At 60.0% G+C, this 18,642-nt stretch carries 18 protein-coding genes; 5 read left to right on the top strand and 13 right to left on the bottom strand.

Annotated features, from left to right (window positions below):
- Window positions 1–156: 156 nt before the first annotated feature.
- From ACR9ZQ_RS12660 to ACR9ZQ_RS12645, 4 genes are all read right to left on the bottom strand, one after another.
- The gene (locus ACR9ZQ_RS12660; protein ID WP_481427955.1) at window positions 157–1,320 is read right to left on the bottom strand and encodes an acyltransferase family protein; all 1,164 of its coding nucleotides are present in this window, start codon (window positions 1,318–1,320) and stop codon (window positions 157–159) included.
- Window positions 1,321–1,548: 228 nt separating this feature from the next.
- Window positions 1,549–2,079 (bottom strand): dihydrofolate reductase family protein, encoded by a 531-nt coding sequence (locus ACR9ZQ_RS12655; RefSeq protein WP_481427954.1) that lies wholly within the window; start codon window positions 2,077–2,079, stop codon window positions 1,549–1,551.
- Between the two features lie 251 nt (window positions 2,080–2,330).
- Complete coding sequence (gene purN, locus ACR9ZQ_RS12650; protein ID WP_310386255.1) at window positions 2,331–3,167, bottom strand: phosphoribosylglycinamide formyltransferase; 837 nt, start codon at window positions 3,165–3,167, stop codon at window positions 2,331–2,333.
- A 79-nt stretch (window positions 3,168–3,246) separates the two neighbouring features.
- On the bottom strand, window positions 3,247–3,477 hold the full coding sequence (locus ACR9ZQ_RS12645) for a hypothetical protein (RefSeq protein WP_113325709.1): 231 nt from the start codon (window positions 3,475–3,477) through the stop codon (window positions 3,247–3,249).
- A 339-nt stretch (window positions 3,478–3,816) separates the two neighbouring features.
- Here ACR9ZQ_RS12645 and ACR9ZQ_RS12640 point away from each other — a divergent pair, with 339 nt between their 5' ends.
- The gene (locus ACR9ZQ_RS12640; RefSeq protein ID WP_310386257.1) at window positions 3,817–4,290 is read left to right on the top strand and encodes an NUDIX domain-containing protein; all 474 of its coding nucleotides are present in this window, start codon (window positions 3,817–3,819) and stop codon (window positions 4,288–4,290) included.
- A gap of 112 nt (window positions 4,291–4,402) precedes the next feature.
- On the opposite strand, the gene ACR9ZQ_RS12635 is transcribed toward ACR9ZQ_RS12640, so the two are convergent.
- The 5 genes from ACR9ZQ_RS12635 to ACR9ZQ_RS12615 all read right to left on the bottom strand — a co-directional run bounded on the left by ACR9ZQ_RS12635 (window position 4,403) and on the right by ACR9ZQ_RS12615 (window position 9,400).
- Window positions 4,403–4,891: a P-loop NTPase family protein gene (locus ACR9ZQ_RS12635; RefSeq protein WP_310386259.1), complete on the bottom strand. Its 489-nt coding sequence runs from the start codon at window positions 4,889–4,891 to the stop codon at window positions 4,403–4,405.
- A 152-nt stretch (window positions 4,892–5,043) separates the two neighbouring features.
- Window positions 5,044–6,714: an ABC transporter ATP-binding protein gene (locus tag ACR9ZQ_RS12630; protein ID WP_481427953.1), complete on the bottom strand. Its 1,671-nt coding sequence runs from the start codon at window positions 6,712–6,714 to the stop codon at window positions 5,044–5,046.
- A 213-nt stretch (window positions 6,715–6,927) separates the two neighbouring features.
- The gene (locus ACR9ZQ_RS12625; protein WP_481429306.1) at window positions 6,928–7,449 is read right to left on the bottom strand and encodes a hypothetical protein; all 522 of its coding nucleotides are present in this window, start codon (window positions 7,447–7,449) and stop codon (window positions 6,928–6,930) included.
- Window positions 7,450–7,560: 111 nt separating this feature from the next.
- Complete coding sequence (locus tag ACR9ZQ_RS12620) at window positions 7,561–8,142, bottom strand: dienelactone hydrolase family protein (RefSeq protein WP_481427952.1); 582 nt, start codon at window positions 8,140–8,142, stop codon at window positions 7,561–7,563.
- A 124-nt stretch (window positions 8,143–8,266) separates the two neighbouring features.
- Complete coding sequence (locus tag ACR9ZQ_RS12615) at window positions 8,267–9,400, bottom strand: FAD-dependent oxidoreductase (RefSeq protein WP_310386265.1); 1,134 nt, start codon at window positions 9,398–9,400, stop codon at window positions 8,267–8,269.
- Window positions 9,401–9,483: 83 nt separating this feature from the next.
- On the opposite strand from ACR9ZQ_RS12615, the gene ACR9ZQ_RS12610 reads away from it, so the two are divergent.
- Together ACR9ZQ_RS12610 and ACR9ZQ_RS12605 are read left to right on the top strand one after the other, a co-directional pair.
- Window positions 9,484–10,218, top strand: coding sequence for a TetR/AcrR family transcriptional regulator (locus ACR9ZQ_RS12610; RefSeq protein ID WP_481427951.1), 735 nt, complete (start codon window positions 9,484–9,486; stop codon window positions 10,216–10,218).
- A gap of 125 nt (window positions 10,219–10,343) precedes the next feature.
- Window positions 10,344–10,937: a hypothetical protein gene (locus ACR9ZQ_RS12605; RefSeq protein ID WP_310386269.1), complete on the top strand. Its 594-nt coding sequence runs from the start codon at window positions 10,344–10,346 to the stop codon at window positions 10,935–10,937.
- 6 nt (window positions 10,938–10,943) lie between these two features.
- Here the strand turns inward: ACR9ZQ_RS12605 and ACR9ZQ_RS12600 are convergent, their stop codons facing one another.
- The 3 genes from ACR9ZQ_RS12600 to ACR9ZQ_RS12590 all read right to left on the bottom strand — a co-directional run bounded on the left by ACR9ZQ_RS12600 (window position 10,944) and on the right by ACR9ZQ_RS12590 (window position 15,891).
- Window positions 10,944–14,495 (bottom strand): hypothetical protein, encoded by a 3,552-nt coding sequence (locus ACR9ZQ_RS12600; RefSeq protein ID WP_481427950.1) that lies wholly within the window; start codon window positions 14,493–14,495, stop codon window positions 10,944–10,946.
- Between the two features lie 743 nt (window positions 14,496–15,238).
- Window positions 15,239–15,637: a KTSC domain-containing protein gene (locus ACR9ZQ_RS12595; protein ID WP_310386279.1), complete on the bottom strand. Its 399-nt coding sequence runs from the start codon at window positions 15,635–15,637 to the stop codon at window positions 15,239–15,241.
- Window positions 15,634–15,891, bottom strand: a complete 258-nt coding sequence (locus ACR9ZQ_RS12590; protein WP_113324987.1) for a KTSC domain-containing protein — start codon at window positions 15,889–15,891, stop codon at window positions 15,634–15,636. The genes ACR9ZQ_RS12595 and ACR9ZQ_RS12590 overlap by 4 nt, the downstream gene beginning before the upstream one ends.
- 314 nt (window positions 15,892–16,205) lie before the next feature.
- Between ACR9ZQ_RS12590 and ACR9ZQ_RS12585 the strand changes: the two genes are divergently transcribed.
- On the top strand, window positions 16,206–16,775 hold the full coding sequence (locus tag ACR9ZQ_RS12585; RefSeq protein ID WP_481427949.1) for a terminase small subunit: 570 nt from the start codon (window positions 16,206–16,208) through the stop codon (window positions 16,773–16,775).
- Window positions 16,776–16,779: 4 nt separating this feature from the next.
- Window positions 16,780–18,276: a terminase gene (locus ACR9ZQ_RS12580; protein WP_481427948.1), complete on the top strand. Its 1,497-nt coding sequence runs from the start codon at window positions 16,780–16,782 to the stop codon at window positions 18,274–18,276.
- A 47-nt stretch (window positions 18,277–18,323) separates the two neighbouring features.
- Here ACR9ZQ_RS12580 and ACR9ZQ_RS12575 read toward each other — a convergent pair whose 3' ends face one another.
- The gene (locus tag ACR9ZQ_RS12575; protein ID WP_481427947.1) at window positions 18,324–18,620 is read right to left on the bottom strand and encodes a winged helix-turn-helix transcriptional regulator; all 297 of its coding nucleotides are present in this window, start codon (window positions 18,618–18,620) and stop codon (window positions 18,324–18,326) included.
- Window positions 18,621–18,642: the final 22 nt, after the last annotated feature.

The following is an 18,642-nucleotide window of genomic DNA, read 5'->3' as shown; positions in this document are numbered from 1 at the left end:
AAGACATGCATTCTGGCAGCTTTCGCATGGGAACGAACGACAGCAATCCGCGGTATGCGGGTGGTGCCCCCTACGCCCATATGATGACCCCTCGGCATGGCGGGTTGGCATGGCAGCAGGTTTGCCTGTGAAGGTTGAGGGGAATTCGGGTTGCCGTTACCGGCTCGACCCTTCCAGGGCCGCGGCAGGCGCCATCGCCGCCCGGCCTTCCCCGGCGCCGGTCACCCTGCCCGTCAGCGCAAAGCGCCTCAGCGACAGGACGGGCTTTTCGATGACGTGCCAGGAGACTGCGGCGACGCAGAGGACGACGGCGACCGTTACCGCCGTCAGCATGACGACGCCGGGAACTGTGCCGACGAAGACCGACGGCGCCAGGAAGATCGCGAGCTGGATGAACGGCACATGGTAAAGGTAGACGCCGTAGGAATAATCGCCGCGCTCAAGACTTTTCGGCAGCGGCAGTCGCGACAGGCCGGCATGGATGGTGATGTAGGTGAGAACGGGGATCAGGATCAGCCGGTTGGCGACGCTGTGGGTCGCCCTCGTGTCGAGCACGATCATGGCGGTCAGCGCAATGGCGATGCAGGCATAAAGCGCCATCCTGCTCATCGGGATCCGGTCGCGCAGCTGATAGGCAAGGATGCCGCTGAGGAAGGCCGTGACGAGTTGGGCGCCGCGGCTGACGAACAGCGCATGAAGGGTCGAACCGTTCTGAGCCCCGGCGGGCATGAAATGCTCGACTGCAAGGCCGGTAAAGACGTAACCCGCAAGCAGCAGGAAAGTCGCCGCCGGCCGCCGCACCACACCTGTGATCATCATGACCGACATGATGGTGTAGCAGATGATCTCCCAGGGAATGGTCCAGAGCGCACCGTTGACCTGCGGGGTCGGGTTGCCTGTGAAGACGCCGGGCAGTTCGGTATGGATCGCGCCGATGATGTTCATGAGATAGGCAAAGAAGCCTGCGTCAGTGAAGTATTCGCCAAGCGGCAGCGTGGTGACGGCCGGGCCGATGATGAAGGCACAGATCAGGATATCGACCGCGAGCGCGGGGACGATGCGGAGCGCGCGATTGAGCAGGAAATTTGCGAGGTCGAGCCGCTGGGCGCTGGCCGTGATCAGGAAGCCGCTCAAGGCGAAAAACATCGGCACCAGACTGTATTCGAAGAACCACAGGATAGGGCCGGTGCCGGCATCCCAGTAGCCGTCAGCAATGACGACATGATAGAAAACGATGGTAAGCGCCAGCGCGAGGCGCAGGAAATTGAAACCTGGAGCAAGGCCCTGATAGCCCGCCAGCACCTCGCCAAAGCTCTTCATCGCCCCTCCGGAAAACCGAGCCTTACGCCCTCCAGCCAGCCGGTGAAGCACAACCACGGCGATGGAGTAATAATTCCGGATGCATCCTAAACATGAATTTTCAACGAAAAGTTAGCGAGACCCGCGTAAAAACACACCTTGTGCGGTATATTTTCAGACAGTCTGCCGCGCTGCGGGCGTGTCGAGGCGAGCAATCTTCGCTTTTTTCGTCCGGCTCGCGCCCTGCCCTCAGGCCGTAACGTAGGTCATCCTGATCACGACCTCGTCGATGCGATCGCTGGCCACAAGGCGCAGCCGCGGCCGGGGGGCGGCGAAGAATGGCGTGCCGTGGCCGAGCACGACGGGATGGAAGTAGAGCTGATATTCATCGATGAGACCAAGCTCCGTCAGGCTACGCGCCAGGTCCGATCCGCCAACGCCGATCTCCCCGGTAAGCGTGTCCTTCAGCCCGCGTATGACAGTTTCGAGGTCGCCCTCGACAAGCGTGGCATTGGGGCCGACCGATGTCAGCGAGCGCGATACGACCCACTTCTGCTGGCCCCGCCACGCCGCCGCGAACTCGCCTCCCGCCGGCTCCCAGTCCGCATGATCTTCGTCCCAATAGCGCATGAGCTCGTACATGCGGCGACCGTAGACGATGGCGGCCGCGCCGCGCACGCTCTCGATGAAGTGACGGAAGAGCACGGGACCGGGCATGAATGCGTCATGGTCTATGTAACCGTCCAGTGACACGTTCAATCCGAATACAAGCTTGGCCATTTCCTCTTCCTCCTCCTGGGCACCGCGCGCGTGCTTCTGGTTGCATCGCGCATTCAGGGGAAGGATAGCTCGACCGGTTTTAAATCGCAATCGGTTTCGGGAATGCGCATGAACACTAACGCTCGATCAACCTTACTCCAGGGCCGCAGGGATCGCTGGAGCCTGATCTCAGCGCGATGCCATAGGACTTCCGGTCCATATCTCAGCAAACGTCACCAATGACTGCCGACGGTTCGAAGTGGAGGAATGAGCTATAGCGGGAGATGCAGTTCGCCCTGAATTATGCGACGTACGATGTCTATAAAGAGGTCGCATTCCGCGCTCATAACACGTCGCTCCAGTGAGGTCACATCGTCCGATGGACCGATTGGAACAATTGTGGCGGCAATGGTTCGACCGTGATCGTACTCGCCATCCACAAGGTGAATCGTCGCACCTGTTGAAGCCTCTTCGTTGTCGAGAACAGCTTGGTGGACCTTGCGTCCGTACATTCCCAATCCGCCATATTTAGGCAGCAGACCAGGATGGACATTCAATATTCTTCCATCGAAGGCATCTAACGTGAGCGGGCCTAGTTTTCTGAGATAGCCAGATAAAACAATTAGTTCAGCGTGGTGCTCAAGAAGCGTTTCCCGAAGTCGCCTGTCGGCCGCGTCTTCAATGTCCTTCGTCGGGATGTAAACGGATGGGATGCCGTTCTCCTGGGCGTAATCGAGTGCGGACGTGTCAGCCTTGTTGCTAATCAATACGACCGGCTTTGCGTCCAGAAGCTTCGATTGAATGGCCTCATTAACGGCACGGAAGGAAGAGCCGTTGTTTGACGCAAGAAACGCAATTCGAAGCCGACCCATTTGAAAACCGTACTTTTTGATGTCCCTGCCATACAAAAGTCCTTCTAACGGTAACGACGTCAGATTTTCAATGACCGGTGCTGGCGCATCGTTGCCATAGTGCTGTACGGCTGGATGGCATTTGTTACCGAATCCGAAGTTATTCCGCCCAGGCGTGAGCGCACAGCGTTTACGGAAGAGGTGTTCGAGCAACTGACGAATGACTGGAAGGCCGAGGAGCGCGCCGTCTTTCACCATGCAATGCTTCGACTGCTCAAGCGCTCGCATGATCAGGAGGAGTAGAGCATCTCCACGGCCCGGAGAAAACGGACTTGCTCTAGGTATCGGCAAGCCTGAGTTCGATCAGCTCACGCGCCAGCTCGTAGGTTCCATCCTCGTCGTCGCCGGAGGCTTCGTCGATCATCTCGGCGGCGGTGCGATAGACTTCCCGCTCTTCTTCGGGAGAAAGCAGGCCCTTATTGCCAAGCACGGAGATGAGTGAGTTCAGAACGGCGGCGGCCGATAGTGTCATTGCCTCGGATGTGAGACGCGTGGACTCAGAAGACATTTTTTATTCCTCGATCGATAGAACAACGCTAAACAATACGTTGGGCCTTCAACAAGTTCCAAGTCGAGGTTACAGGTCCGGCCCACCCGCAGATCTGGTTGATATTATCGCGACAATAATGCCCGCACCACCCCTGATGATTGCAAGAATTGGGCTAAGCCGTTCAGGTAGATTTTATCTTGAGGATGCCATCATTCGGGCTATCCTGCCGGGGAGTTTCACTGGTATGCAACTTGGCCTGCGCGGGAATGGCACAGTAGCTTATAATGGATTTATGTCATGGATTTGATGGTGCGCGATGCCTGCTGAGATGGGCTCGACCGGCCTGGAGGGGAAATCGTGGAAACCAGTCAGGACCGGTTCTTTCAGGCCGTAGCGATGAGGCAGATACCGAGGATCAGGGTTGCGGGCATCGTGGTGGAGGATGGAAAGGTGTTGGTCCAGCAGCCCGCCGACGACCCATCCTCCTGCTACGCCTTCATCGGCGGCGAATATGAGACCGGCGATACGTTCGAGACGCGGCTGCGCAAGGAATTCGAGGAAGAGACGAACGCCAGGGTGAGAGAGGCGCGATACCTCTTCTGCGTCGAAAACCATTTTCGCTATCGCGGCCAGCTCATCCAGCAGGCCGAACATTATTTCCTCGTGTCGCTGGACCGGCATGATGTCGTGAGCCGCGAGACGCATCTGAAGCAGCATTGGCTGCCGATATCGACGCTCGCAAGCGCAGACCTGCGGCCATCGGTGGTGAGGGATGCGGTGGCGGATGGGCGCTATTTGACCGAGAGGCATTTTGTGCAGATGGCGGACTGAGCTTGCTGTCACCCTCCCGCCCGCGTTTGCTTCTGGATCGGCGGACGCTCGCTGCTATCGTAAGAGCGGTGCGCCGCTTGCACATTTACAAAAATCCTGAATTTCGACGACTTCAGACCTCGGCCAAGAAGGCAGCGATATCTGGCCTGCTCGACAGCCTAAACTTTTGAAACGGATGCTGCTCGAAGAACCATTGATGGCCTTCGAAGGAATTTAGGTGGTTCTTTCTGAGGCGGTAACCACGGGTATATTCCAACAGTTCCTCGAACTGTTCCTGTGTTCCACCCTCGGTTTGGCCTCGTTGCACGAGGTTAGAAATGCACTCGTCGTCGGAGACGTCGAGCCAGATAAGCGTGGTTACACGCGAGAAGACTTGCCTGAGGATCGACCCGTAGAGGCCTTCAATGATCCAATTGCTACCGTCCGCGGCCTCGGTCACCAGCCGATCACGCTCCTGGCGCGGACGTTCTCCCGCAAAATTCGGCAACCAGTGGAGATCGTCGAGATGAATAAGCGGGGCATGAAGTCTTTCGGCTAACTGTTTGGACAGCCAAGTTTTGCCGCTTCCGCCATTCCCGACAATGAAAATCCTGTCCATCATGCATTCTGCTCCGCAGAAGGGTGGTTCGGGTATGGGCCGTACTGCCGTGTCTGTCAAATCCCTGCAGGATGGCTATCCGGCAAAGTCTACAATGAGCCAAGTGCGTGGCCGGCGTTTGAGCGCGCCGGTCCGAAAGCGGCCCAACGCGCACTTTATTTCGCTGACGTCACGACAGGCAGACGCACGATCTGATCGCCTGGGCGAATGGATGACATCCGATGTGTGACGGCCACGATGGTAAGATCGTCGGCAAGATCACGCAGGCCATCCATGATTTGCCGTTCAGTCTCCTCGTCGAGCGCAGAACTTGCTTCGTCGAGGACGAGGATCGCCGGCTTGCCGTAGAGTGCCCTTGCGATTGCTATGCGCTGGCGTTCGCCGCCCGATAATTTCAGCCCTCGCTCGCCAACCACCGTTTCGAAACCATCAGGCATGCCTTCGATCCGTTCAAGGATAGAGGCTTGCCGCGCCGCCTCGCGCAGGCGTTCGGCATCAAAGGGGCGACCGAGAACGATGTTCGACAGAAGCGTATCGTTGAGAAGCGCCACGTCCTGCGGCACCACGCCGACATGCGCGAACCAATCTTCGCTGGCAATCCGGGCCAGATCGATCCCGTCAGCCAGAATGCGCCCCTCGGAAGGTTGCAGCGCCTTGAGAAGCAGGCGAAGGATGGTGGACTTGCCCGAGCCCGTCTCGCCTACGATGAAAGTTGGTGTTCCCCTTTGTATGCCGAATGATGTTTTCGTAACGCCACGCCCATTCTCATAGCGGAACGTCACATCGTCGAACGCGACCACCCCCTGCGATGGGCGATAGGAGATTGGATCTGCAGGGTCTTCCTCTTCCGGCGCATGCCACATGGCGGCAAGCGGGCGAAATCGGGCCGCAGCCTCCACCGTTTCCTTGATCGCCATTCCGACGAGATGGAAGGGTTCATTGAGCTGGATGAGCAGCGTGTTGAAAAGCACCACTGCGCCGACAGACAGCAGCCCGGCATCGACGCGGGGAACGAGGATCAGAAACGTGATTGCAAGCTGGAACCCGGCCGCAATGCCAAGCACGACGGAGAAGCTGCTGCTTGCGAGCGCATAGTGCCGCCAGTTCGCGAAGGCATCGCTTGCGCTTGCGGCAAACCGCTCCGCCATCCACCTTTCGCCGCGTGTCTGACGCAACGTGTCGACGATGGCAACGGCATTGCCGATAAGCTGCGCGTTCTGCTGGCTCCGTTCCATTGCCTTGTCGAGGAACGGCGTCACCCGCCCGACCCTGACATAATCAAGGCCAATCACCACCGCTCCATAGATCACGACGATCAGAGCGATTTCCCAGCCTATGAAATGGCCGAGAAGGCCTGCACTGAAAATAATCTGGACGAAACCGGGCAGCAAACCGCCAATGCTCAACTGCGTGATGATGTTGAGGGTCTCGGCCCCTTGCTGCTGCGCCCTTCCGATCTCGGCTGCATTGTGGTCGAGGAAGAATGCAGGTTTCTTCCGAAGGATGCGGGCAAAAAATGTAGAATTCGCGATAAAGCAAAGCCGCTCGGCGCAAAGAAAAATCAGGAAACGGGACGCCTGGCCAAACCCGGTCGCGATGGCGAAAAGGAGCGCGTACAGAAGCAACGTTCCAAGCGCACCGCCATGATCCCCGACTTTCAACAGGTCATCGACGGCGCGGGAAAAGAGATAGGGAGAGGCGATAGAAGCGACCGCCCCTATCATGGTAGCGAGAACGACAAGCGCCGTGGTGGTGTGAGCCTGCCGGAAATACTGAGCAATGAGCGAACGCAAGATCGGCACGATCGCAGAGTTTGCGACTGTCATGATCAACTCCAGCCTGGGAAGATGACGTCTTCGCTATGCTAGTTGATTTTTACAGTCAACTTTAAAGGCGGGCAGCTTCAATGGCTGCTCTTGGTGCACGGTTGAGATAGCTGCCAAGACCGCTGGTCTTTGTCATCTAATCTGAGACTTTTACCCAGCGGCGAGCGGCACACCACTTGCCCTCCTCATCGAGAGGCCGAGCTCACCCCGCCGTCACGCTCCATCCTGACCACCCGCCTGCCCGCCATCCAGCCCCCGCGCAAACGCCTCAAACCGCGCATCATAAGCCCCGAACGCCCCTTCCCCATCGAATATCCCCCAATATTTCCGGAACGACGGCTTCTCGATCTGCCGCTTGAGAAACGTCTCCCAGCCGGGCCAGAAATGCTCCGAGATCTCAGGCGTCTTGTGCCGTTCCAGAAAGGCGCGCTCGAAGATCGAGATCATCATCTCGTAGAAAATGTCGCGCCTGACGAGGTCGTCGGGTGAGAGGTCGGCGGGTTCCTCCTGCCAGGGGAAGATGCCGAGATGGGGATGTTCGACGGAGAGTTCGAGCAGCCGGTGATAGGCATCGCTGATCGTCAGATAGGAGCTGTTGAACTCCTGTTCCTTCTCCTTCAGATGGGCGCGACGCGCCTTGATGAGCTCGACGACGCCGGCGACGATCGCGACGAAGGTGCCGACGGCCGTCAGCAGCGAAATGAGATCGGCATAGTCGAGCAGCGCGTCATGCATGGACACAGGCTACATCTTCGCCTTGGCAGGTCAATCGCTGCCTCTATTGGCCAGATGCACCCTCTCGCGAAGGCCGGCCGATCGTTCCGGTTGCCGGGACGCCGGAATGGATCAAACCCGATCCAGGAACTTAAGCACCCTGGTAGTGAGCAGCGCGGTTGCATCCGCGTCATAGGATGGGAGCGAACTGTCGGCGAAATAGTGCTGGTCGCCGGGATACAGGAAAAGCTCCGCGTCCTCGACCTTCGCCACGATCTCGCGGGCCGCGTCGATATCGCCCTCGCCGACGAAGACCGGGTCCTTGTCCATACCGTGAATCTGCACCGGAACGCCGTCCGGCCAGGGCCCGAAGGCCCACGTGCCACTGATCGGCAGGCAGGAGTAGAAAAGCAGGGCTCCGCGGGCTCCTGGCCGTGTCTGCGCGAGCTTCTGCGCCGGCAGCACGCCGAACGAGAACCCGGCATAGACGATCCCGGCAGGCAGTTTGTCGGCCAAGCGGACGCCCCGCTCCCGCATGTCGTCGAATCCGGTCTCACCGATATAGGCGAGACCCGCATCAATGCTCTGGAACGTGCGTCCGTCGAAGAGGTCAGGCGTGTGCACGATGTGACCGGCGGCCCTGATGTCGTCGGCGAAGGCGCGCACGCCCGGGGTCAACCCCTGTGCGTGGTGGAACAACAAGACCTCGGCCATAGGGAACCTCCGGGTGAGATGGTCTGACACACGTCCGGCCAGTTTACAGAGTCATCGCTTCGCCGGGAAGAGTGCGGACGCGTTACGGAAGGAACCCCCGCCGGCAAGATCGAGGCTTGGCGCCTCATCCCTGCCCGAGCTTGCCGGTGAAGAAATCCACCAGCCCATAGGGCGCCCGGTCGCCGACGCAGAGATCCAGGATAAAGCGGGCGCCTTCCGCCTCCGTTGCACTGCGGGTAAACATCGGCTCTTCATAGGCGGCGAGCGCTGCTTCGATATTGTCGGGCTGTGCGGCGATTGCCTTTGCGAGCTCAGCGCCGTCGAACATAGCCAGGTTTGCCCCCTCGCCCGATGGCGCCATCAGATGGGCGGCGTCGCCGATAAGCGTCACGCCGGGTCGACGCGGCCACCGGTGCGCATCCGGCAGCGCATGGATCAGGCGCGGGGCGAGCGCCGTATCGCTTTCGGTGATCAGTGCAGTGAGCGCCGGCGCCCAGCCTGCAAATTCCGCGGCGATCCTGGCCTTTGCCGCAGTGGTGTCAGAAAAGTCGATGCCGGCGATCCACTCGGGCGAGCGGTTCATCTGGATATAGGCGTGCAGCACGCCGCCCGCCTCGCGATGGGCGACGATGCCCTTGCCCGGCGAAAGCGCAAACATCGCGCCGCTGCCGACCACTTCTGCCGCACCCGTGTGGCGGACATCGGCATCATGGAGATAAGTTTCGATGAAGGCCGTGCCGACATAGGCGGGCTTGGCATCCGAAAGCAGCGGCCGCACCTTCGACCACGCACCATCTGCCCCGACAAGCAGATCGCTGACGACGCTGGTCCCGTCGGCAAAGCTCAGCGCGTGCCGGCCGGCGCCGAGTGCCGCAACGCCGGTGAGTTTCTTGCCCCACTGGATCGTGCCCGCAGGCAGGGAGCTGACGAGGATGCGGCGCAGATCGCCGCGCAGCACTTCCGGACGCGACAGCGCGCCGTCATCGGCCTTCTCCAGCAGCACCGCGCCATGCTGGTCAAGCGCGCGTGCGGCCTGGGCGCCGTGATGGATGATGGCGCGGAACGCCTCGGTAAGGCCGGCATCCTCCAGCGCCCGCTGGCCGTTATGCGGGTGAATATCAAGCTGGCCGCCTTGCATGCGGGCCTCGGCCGAAGGCTCCGCCTCATAGATCGTGGCTCCTATGCCTTTGACGGCGAGGACGCGGGCAAGCGTGAGGCCGCCGAGGCCTGCCCCGACGATCGTGACTTTTACAGTCATTATGTTCCTTCCCGAAGATGAATGGAACGACGTTCCATAGATAGTAATTGGAACGTCGTTCCATTCATGTCAAGATGCGGCCCATGAAAATCAGGAATCAGCAAATCAAGACTCGGCGGACCAGAACCCGCCCAAACAGAACCCAACGCAGCGAGCGGCGCACCGACGCCCTCTCAAAGGAAAGGATCGTCGAAGCGGCGATCGATATCCTCGATGCCGAGGGCGAAAATGCCCTGACCTTCCGCGCCCTCGCAGCACGTCTCTCGACGGGCAGCGGGGCGATCTACTGGCATGTCGCCGACAAGAACGAATTGCTGACCGCCGCCACCGACGCCATCATCGGCCGCGTCCTGACCGATGTCGCGCAAGATGCCGAACCGGGCCAGGCGATCCGCACCTTTGCCCTCGGCCTGTTTGACGCCATCGACGCCCATCCCTGGGTCGGCACCCATCTTTTTCGCGAGCCGTGGCAGGCGGCAATGCTGGAGATCTTCGAAGCGATTGGCGGAAGGCTGCAGGCGCTCGGTGTTCCCGAAGAGGCGCTGTTTAATGCCGGGTCGGCGCTCGTCAATTATATCCTCGGCGTTGCCGGACAGAATGCCGCCAATGCCCGCCTGCTGCCGCAAGGCACGGACAGGACGGCCGCCCTCGGCGCAATCGCCGCAAGCTGGACCGAGCTCGACCCGGCGCGCTATCCCTTCGTCCATCACCTGGCGACGAAGCTCAGCGACCATGACGACCGCGAGCAATTCCTCGCGGGCATCGACCTGATCCTCGCCGGCATCGGCACGATCGGCCGGACAGATGGAGAGAGCTGAGACCGCGGAACGGGCGGCTCTCGCCCTGTCGTGGTCTCAACCGAGGCCTATGAATGGATTGCGGGCGGCAAGTTCGGATATACAAGCGGTCACGAATGACTGAATGCCAGCATTGGGGAGCTTTCATGCATAACAGCCGGTGGCGTCTGTTCTTTCTTGCGATCATCATCCTGCTTCCGGGTGTCGGCTTCAGCAAGGAAGCGCTGACCTTCAAGCAGGCACTGGATAAATATTCGGGCAATCGCGGAGCAATTTACCTATGTTCCACCACCGCCAGGATCGTCGGAAAGAAAGTCGATAGCTGTTGGAGAGCTGTCCTCCGCATCCAGATGGCAGGCAATGATACACAACCGCCGCAAAAGATCGATGACGCCGCCGCCTGGACGATCATAGAGGATATCGCGAGGAAAAGCGGGCCGACCCGCTTCACGCCTCTCGGGCGCGAGAGGGGCCTCAGCAACATCGCACGCATGGTCGCATCCATTCTCGGCGACGATAATCCCGACTTCGATATGATCGAGTGCCTCTCGCAGCTGGAATTCCAGGGCATCGAGGACAGTCTCAGCTGCAATTATGCCTATGCGAAGGTCCGGCTGATCATGTCGAACGTCGCCGACGCACCTGCCGACAATTACAAGCTCGACAGAGCCGAGTTTCCCTATGTTCTGCAGCAGGGATTGGAACGCGCCTATTTGGGGTCGAAAACCCCGCAACCTTGAGCCGGGTCACTCCACGATCCCCGTGTCGCGCAGCACCGAAGACAGCATCGCCCGTGCCCGGTCACCGGCAGCCGCCAGCCAGGCTCCCACGGCGACAGGACCGGGCTTCTCTTCGGCCTCGTCATCTGCGCAGGACCTGACGTCGTCAGCCTGGCCGGACACCGCTGAAGCTGGGCCCGGTCCGTCGCTCTTCGCCTTGTCCTGCGTATTGCAGGGAACGAGATAGCCCTCCTCCGGATCGACCGCGTTCAGAAGGTAGAGATAGGCGAGCGCCGGAGACATGCTGCGCTTGGGGAAATAGGAGGCGAAGCGCGCCGTTGCCGTCGAGCGGTGGGAAAAGATCTGGTAGACGCGCGTCTGCACGAACTTCACCAGCTCGGGATCGTCTCGACTGACGAGAAGCGCGTAGGGTTCGTAGGTCAGGTATTCGGCGCCAATCAGCTGTTCCACCGCGCAGGGAGCATTGCGGGCGTTCCAGCTGTCGAGCTTGCCGAGGATCAGCTCCCGATCGCCCATGAAGATCGGCCTCAGGCCGGGATTCGGGCTGCAGAACCACCGGATGAGATCCCCGTAGTCCTTCATCGGGCAGAAATGATATTCACGCCAGGATCTCTTTTTCTTGTCAGCCTCGCTGAGTGGCTTCTTCTCGGGAGGATTGGCTGACGGGCAAAGCGGATCGGTGACGGCGGCTATCAGCTTGACCGGATCAGCCTTCAGCGCCTTGTCGCACAGGACAATCGGCTGCTCGGCCTGGTCGTCCGCCTTCTTCGGGTCCGGCGGACAAAATTCCTTCAGCGTGCTGATGAGATTGCGCGCCATCTCCTGGGACGGCAGCGGCCGAAAGGATGTCGTATCAGGCTGAATCGGAAGGTCCGCGAGAGTCTGCGCGCTTTGCAGCGCCTTTTCGAGCGATGGCCTGATATCAATTGGTGGCGCGTTTTCGGGCGATACGCTGATATCACTTGGCATCGCCTTTTCAGGCGATGCTGGGGCAGAAGCACGCGGGCCGGGATTGTCTGGCAGCAGCATCTCGATCCTGCTCCTGGCCGCCGCCGCCGCATCGAGGAAACGGCACCGCTCGTACATCGCCTTTCTCTGGGTCGGCGCCAGCGCCCTGAAGAAGTCGACCTGGCAGCTCTTGAAGGCAACATCTGCGGCCGTCGTTGCCGAAACATAACCGATCGCGACATCGCCGGAATACGCAGTCGCATCTCGCGAGTACCGGACGAGATAGGAGACGCCGGAGGCAAAGACGATCGGCGAGTAGATGCTTTTCCGGTCGCGTTTGAACCGGCCATCGGCATCGTCGCCTGAATCGCCGTTGGCGCTGAGTGACGCCCCGGCAAAGCGCATGGTCACGGTATCGCAAAGAACCTCGACGGGCTTCTTGTCGCCGACCGGCTCCCCGTTCACCAGCTTGAAGCGTTCGGCCGTCGTGACCGACACTTCCTCGATCGTAAATCCGCCGACCGAGAATATCTCGTGGCAGAGGTCCGCCAGATAGCCGATATGATGCGCCTTTCCGTGCCCATCATCGACCAGATAGGAAAACGGCTCGATATTGTCGCGGAAGCCGACGCGCACGTCGCGAGCGAAAACGGGCGTGCTGAGCACGAAGGTGGCGGCCATGATGACAGCGCAGGCAAGCTCTGCCTGCTTTCGGTTGATCCGTCGCCGCGTTCGGCTGAAGCCGGGCTGGCCGAGGTTCCAGCTTGCAAGGAATGCCAGGACCGTCAGGATAAGCCGGCTCAGCGTATCCGACCGCCGGCTGCATGCTGCGGTCGCAATTGTCTCCGCCCTGAAACAGTCGCCCGGCCAGCCGGGATCCCAGAACCAGCTATGGGCGATGGAAAGCACCAGCACCGAAGCGGCGCAGAGCACCGCATGACCAAGGACCGGCCTTCCATGCGCCCGCGCATCGGCCGCCGCCAGGCATATCGGCACCATGGGGAGAAGGGTGACGGCAAGGGTCGGATAATAGAGCATGAAGGGGGCTGATCCGCCGAAGAGCAGCGCGTTGAAATAATTGGCATTCGGAGCGATGGAAAAGGCCCGCAGCATCGCAACGCCGATCAACCCGATGACGGAGGCGGCGAGCGCAAGCGCAAGACAGCCCATCATCTGCGACAGGCGCGAGGAGCTTCTATATTCCCAATCCTGCTGTGCGCCGACCCAATCCTTCGTATCCCACCGGTATTGACGCAGCGAAAAGGCCGCCAGAAGCGGCAGCCAGGTCAACGAGGCGATCTTCAAGGTTTCAAGCAGTGCCGTCAGCAACACGCCGGCGAGGTTCGTCGTCTCCACATATTGGCTGACAAGCTCCTGCGCGCCCTGCCAGGCGCTGGCCGCAAACAGGATGAAGACCGGGATGAGCGAGAGCAGCAGGCCCGCCTCCGGCCCACTGCCGACGGCATCCGGCCGGTCGGTTTCCAGCAGCAGATCGGCAAGCGCATCGATCGGGTGCGCCTGGCCGGGCTTCGGCGCCCTGGCCGGCCCGCGAAAATCCGGATCGCGCTCGAGGAAGATCGCAAGCAGCGTCACCAGTTCGAAACGGACGTCAGTCGCGTCCTTCATGACCTCAGAGATATGATCGTCGAACCGGGTTTCGCTTGCATGCAGATCGGGATTGGCGGCATTGGCCGGATCGGTGGCCTTGGAATCGCCGGTTTCCTGTAGCCGGCGCTGAAAGCTGTTCAGCAGGGCATCGGCCTTATCGACGAATTTGGTTTCAGTCTCCCGCACGCGGGCTGAAACCTCGGCGCCCGGCCAGCTGCCGCGCGTGGTCTTTGCCCAGACGATCAAGAGCTCCAGTTCCGACAGCAGCGAGAGCAGCTCGCGGGTTCGCGACGTCCGCTTTCCGAGCAGCCGTTTGACGGGTGGATTGCCATCGATCTGGTCCCACCAGTTCCTGCGAAAGCGCTCCAGCATTTCGGCAAGCGAGCCCCTGCCCCTGTTGCGCAAATGCTCCCGGCGCTCGCCGTTGCGCGCCGGCGGCTCCTCCAGTGTGGCGATGAGGCTGCGGGTGGTCTGTTCGATGCGCACGGGGATGCCGGCTGCCCGGTAGGCGCGATTGCGCAGCCACTCCTCGGCGATCCGCACCGGTGGCAAGAGATCCGCAAGCCCTGCGAAGGCGAAGGCAAGGGTCAGCGGCCATTGCGGACTGTCGAATTTCAATTCGGCAATATCGACGGAAATGCCGGCAACGGGGATCATCTGCGTTGCCTGGAAGATCAGCTTGCCGAAAAAGGTCAGCGACACATAGAGGATGAGCATCGCGCCGGCATAGATGAAATAGGCCCTGTGCAGCGAATTCTGGCCGCCGAGATCCGTCGGGTCGAAATCGCGCAGCGCTTCCGAGGTGGCATTGATATTCCGCCCCTTCGCCTTGAACCGCGGCCATGAAAAGAAGGCCACGAAAAAGCAGCCGAAAGCGAAAGCGTAAAGGAAAGAGGGCTCGAACCGGACGCCCATCATGGGCAGTTGCGGCATGTCGCTAAGGGTCAGGCCCTGGTAGTTCCAGAGCGACCACGGGATATCCGCCGGCCAAGGATTATCCATCCGCCTCTCCAGAAATCGTGGCGTTCGCAGGTTCTCAAGCGGGAGCAGTCAGTGCCGGTGTATCCGGATTTTTCTGGCTAGCAGTTGCCGACATTCGGATCGCACGGGCCCGCCACTGCAGCAGGCGGAACGACAGCGACGGTCGATATGCAGAGGCCGATAGCGATGAGTAGTACGAAGATACGCATGTTACCCTCCCTAACTCACTTTATAGTAGCATATTTGAAATAACGAGGAAAGAGCGCCTGCCGTAAGCGACAGTCGAGCGCAAAGAAAGACGCTGTGAAATAAAGATTTACGGCCTTGTTAGGCTGCCTTTTCACTTTGGCAGAATGCTATCTATCATTGAATTAGCACATTCGTAACTATAGATATCACGCATTTCGGACATGACTGGAGGGCGGGTTCGGCGTCACGCAGAACCCCAGAAAGCGCCGCGACCAGCTCGCATTCTTCTTCCTCCCACCACTAACCCATTGATCCTGAAAAAGAATTTTGAAAAATGCGGCGAAAACGGCCAAAAATACCGCTAAGTCATTGATCCTGAATAAGTGATCCACTTTCCTCCAAAAATACGCGTAAAGAGATTCAAATTAAGAGAGAGCACCTGACGACGGAAAAAAATACAAAAGTTTTTTCGCTTTCCTGGATCACTTATTCAGGATCAATGACTTAGCCCGCTTTGCAGCCATGCCGACAGCATCGGACCCTCATCGGGCCGCGGCTTCGACGGTCTGCCTGTCTCAGTGATGATGCCCGCGGGAGAAAAGCCGGGGGAAGGAAAAGTGCCGATGGGCTCCGTCGTCGTCGCGGGGAAAGGCATCGCGGATGTGCTGCGTGTAATACCAGCCGGGCGATGGCGCGGTGATCAGGTTTAGGACAACGGCGGGAGGCACGTCGAAATATCGGCGGCGGCCTTTCAGGCGGTGCTCGACTTCGAGGACCTTTGTCGCAGGATCATAGGTGATCTCCCTGATCAGATGCGATGCGAGTTCAAGCGTCGCCACCCTCGGGCGGGTGCCGGCATCTCCGGAGATCACTTGAGACTGAGCCCCGCGTTGGCCGGGCGCGGCAGCAGCACCTTCCGCGTAGTCATGCCGCCCCCCGTGCTCGCCCCCTTGCCCGTGATGGGTTCGGCTCATCTGCGCCCTGCACCTTCGGCTTCCAGCGGGCGGTTCGACGGCTCGATCTGGGATTCGTAGAAATCCAGCTTGTCCTCGGCAATGCGCAGGCCGACAATGTGCCCTTCGATGACATCGACATGCGTGTGCAAGCTGCCGTCGGAAAACTCGACGACGAGCCTCGAAGGCTCTTCGCTATAGCCAATTCTGCTGATTTCCCTGTCTCGGCGCGCCTTTTCAGATGCACCGATAGCATTCTTAAGTTTTTCAAGCATCAGCAAGCTCCTCTATTCTAATAAATCCCTAATCAATTCAATGCTTCGCGTAACGAATAGCTTTTCGTTCAAAAGATCAGGTCGTTAAGATTTGGATATGTGTGACGAGCGTATTCCACGGGGAATTTCTTGCTTTGAGGTAGGCAGATCGATCCATTTTCCTCCGGAATGGCGTGGCACGAAAAGCGGCTGAGGCACCAAACGCATAGGCTCCGGAAAGGTTCCCGCCTGTCGTTCACAATTCTCCGTTGCCTTTCCGTTCATTGCACCAACCATTATCAGGTTATCTCCCCGGCAAACCGAGGTGTGATGGCATGAGCGAATTGACGGCGCGGCAGCAGCGCTTTGTGGAGGAATATCTCGTCGATCCCATCGGCGCGCAGGCGGCGATAAGGGCGGGTTATTCGGCGCGCGCAGCGGCGGTGACTGCCTATCAGCTGCTGAAGAAGCCTGATATCGCCGCAGCCATCGCAAGAGCGAAGGCGGAGCGCTCCGAACGCACGAGGATCGATGCGGACTGGCTCTTGACGCGGCTTGCCGCCGAAGCCGAGGCCGATCTCGGCGATCTCTATGACGAGAATGGCGATCTCAAGCCGATCCGGGAATGGCCTGCCATCTGGCGGCAGGGGCTGGTGACGGATGTCGAAATCTCCGCGCTCTACGAGGGCACGGGGAAGGACCGTCGCGAAATCGGCCATGTGAAAAAGGTGAAATTTGCCGAGCGGCTGCGCCGGCTGGAGCTGATCGGCAAGCATATCCGCATCAATGCCTTCAAGGAGATCGTCGAGCACAAGGGCCTGGGCGCGCTTGCCGAGCGGCTGGAGCGGGCGCAAAGGCGCAGCGAAGGGCGACATGAAGGGGGCAATGATGGCGAGCCGGAATAGGCCCATGATGCCTCGAAAGCCCCTGCCCGCACCCAACGAGAACCGCGATCCCAATGACGAGATCATCGAGCTTGCCGCCGCCTGCCGCTTCAGCCCGAAGCGCTGGAGCCGGCTTGCCTGGGACTGGGGTGTGGGCGAACTCGCAGGTTACGATGGCCCGCGCCCCTGGCAGGACGAAATTAACGAGGTGATCGGCGCCCATCTGGCCGACCCCGAAACCCGCTACCAGCCGCTGCAGATATCAGTCGCCTCCGGCCACGGCATCGGCAAATCGGCGGAAATGGGCATGCTCTCGAACTGGGCCATGTCCTGCTTTGCCGATTGCAAGGTGGTCACGACAGCCAATACCGAGGGCCAGCAGCGCACCAAGACGGCGCCCGAGATCGGCAAATGGTTTCGCCTCTCGATCACCGCCCACTGGTTCGATGTGCAGGCCATGTCGATCAAGTCGCGCGACCCGGAGCGCAGCGAAAGCTGGCGGCAGGATTTCATCTCCTGGAGCGAGCACAATACGGAAGCCTTCGCCGGCCTGCACAATAAGGGCCGCATCATCCTTCTGCTCTTCGACGAGGCCTCGAAGATCCATGACAAGGTCTGGGAAGTGGCCGAGGGCGCGCTGACGGATGAGGACACCGTCATCATCTGGATCGTCTTCGGCAACCCGACGAGAAACAGCGGCCGTTTTCGCGAATGTTTCCGCCGCTTCCGCCACCGCTGGGTGGGAAGGCAGATCGACAGCCGCTCGGTGCCGGGCACCAACAAGCAGTTCCTTCAACGTCTCGTGGACGATCACGGCGAGGATAGCGATATCGTCAAGGTGCGCGTGCGCGGCCAGTTTCCGAGCCAGTCCGCCATGCAGTTCATCTCCGCCGACGATGCAGACAGGGCGCGCAGCACCCATCTTCGCTCCGAGCAATATGCTTTCGCGCCTGTCATATTGGGCATCGACCCCGCCTGGACGGGCGATGATCCGACGGTGATCATGCTGCGCCAGGGCCTTTATTCGAAGCGGCTAGCGACCATTGCCCGCAACGACAATGATATCGAGGTCGCCAATCTCATCGCCCGGCTGGAGGACGAGTATGAGGCCGATGCGGTCTTCGTGGACGCCGGTTATGGCACCGGCATCGTCAGCGCCGGCACGGTCATGGGCCGCTCCTGGCAGCTCGTCTGGTTCGGTTCCACCAAGGTTCTGGACCCCGGCTATTACAATATGCGCGCCTATATCTGGGGCCAGATGAAACGCTGGCTGAAGGCCGGCGGCGCAATCGATCCCGCCAATGAGGTTCTCTATCAGGATCTGGTCGGGCCGGAGACCGTGGCGCGGCTGGATGGCAAGATTCAGCTGGAAAGCAAGGAAGACATGAAGGACCGCGGTCTGCCCTCGCCCAACGAAGGCGATGCGCTGGCGCTGACATTCGCGCAACCGGTGGTCAAGAAGATTCGTCACCGGCCGGGGACCGGGGTGAAGGCGGCGGTGGATTATGATGTCTATGGCTAGGTGGCGCGGCGGAGTGGTTGCGCATTTTGCGCGACATACTCAAGAGATTACTTCAGGGCTTCGTCATAGGAGCGACGATGCTCTTCGATGACGGGCAGATTGTCCCGGACCCACAGGTTGAAGCTCTCAAGAGCGTGCAGAACGCCAGCGCCCATATCGGTCAGTTTATATTCGACGCGCGGCGGCACTTCTGGAAAATAATGACGCATCACCATGCCATCGCGCTCCAGGTTGCGCAGTGTCAGCGTCAGCATTCTCTGGGTGATCCCGTCGATCTCTTTCCTGAGCGCTGAAAAGCGCAGCCGTTGCTCATCTGCCAGAGACAGCCGCCATAGAACATGCACAGTGGGGCTGTTGAAGAACCAA

Source organism: Rhizobium sp. KNZ14-9A, from assembly GCF_056755015.1.
This window is presented reverse-complemented; position numbering and strand designations above follow the sequence as displayed.

Bases quoted from the DNA above. Each gene is read 5' to 3' on its own strand.
- ACR9ZQ_RS12660 (WP_481427955.1), bottom strand. From the start codon at position 1,320: ATGAAGAGCTTTGGCGAGGTGCTGGCGGGCTATCAGGGCCTTGCTCCA.
- ACR9ZQ_RS12655 (WP_481427954.1), bottom strand. From the start codon at position 2,079: ATGGCCAAGCTTGTATTCGGATTGAACGTGTCACTGGACGGTTACATA.
- purN (WP_310386255.1), bottom strand. From the start codon at position 3,167: ATGGTGAAAGACGGCGCGCTCCTCGGCCTTCCAGTCATTCGTCAGTTG.
- ACR9ZQ_RS12645 (WP_113325709.1), bottom strand. From the start codon at position 3,477: ATGTCTTCTGAGTCCACGCGTCTCACATCCGAGGCAATGACACTATCG.
- ACR9ZQ_RS12635 (WP_310386259.1), bottom strand. From the start codon at position 4,891: ATGATGGACAGGATTTTCATTGTCGGGAATGGCGGAAGCGGCAAAACT.
- ACR9ZQ_RS12630 (WP_481427953.1), bottom strand. From the start codon at position 6,714: ATGACAGTCGCAAACTCTGCGATCGTGCCGATCTTGCGTTCGCTCATT.
- ACR9ZQ_RS12625 (WP_481429306.1), bottom strand. From the start codon at position 7,449: ATGCATGACGCGCTGCTCGACTATGCCGATCTCATTTCGCTGCTGACG.
- ACR9ZQ_RS12620 (WP_481427952.1), bottom strand. From the start codon at position 8,142: ATGGCCGAGGTCTTGTTGTTCCACCACGCACAGGGGTTGACCCCGGGC.
- ACR9ZQ_RS12615 (WP_310386265.1), bottom strand. From the start codon at position 9,400: ATGACTGTAAAAGTCACGATCGTCGGGGCAGGCCTCGGCGGCCTCACG.
- ACR9ZQ_RS12610 (WP_481427951.1), top strand. From the start codon at position 9,484: ATGAAAATCAGGAATCAGCAAATCAAGACTCGGCGGACCAGAACCCGC.
- ACR9ZQ_RS12605 (WP_310386269.1), top strand. From the start codon at position 10,344: ATGCATAACAGCCGGTGGCGTCTGTTCTTTCTTGCGATCATCATCCTG.
- ACR9ZQ_RS12600 (WP_481427950.1), bottom strand. From the start codon at position 14,495: ATGGATAATCCTTGGCCGGCGGATATCCCGTGGTCGCTCTGGAACTAC.
- ACR9ZQ_RS12595 (WP_310386279.1), bottom strand. From the start codon at position 15,637: ATGAGCCGAACCCATCACGGGCAAGGGGGCGAGCACGGGGGGCGGCAT.
- ACR9ZQ_RS12590 (WP_113324987.1), bottom strand. From the start codon at position 15,891: ATGCTTGAAAAACTTAAGAATGCTATCGGTGCATCTGAAAAGGCGCGC.
- ACR9ZQ_RS12585 (WP_481427949.1), top strand. From the start codon at position 16,206: ATGAGCGAATTGACGGCGCGGCAGCAGCGCTTTGTGGAGGAATATCTC.
- ACR9ZQ_RS12580 (WP_481427948.1), top strand. From the start codon at position 16,780: ATGATGCCTCGAAAGCCCCTGCCCGCACCCAACGAGAACCGCGATCCC.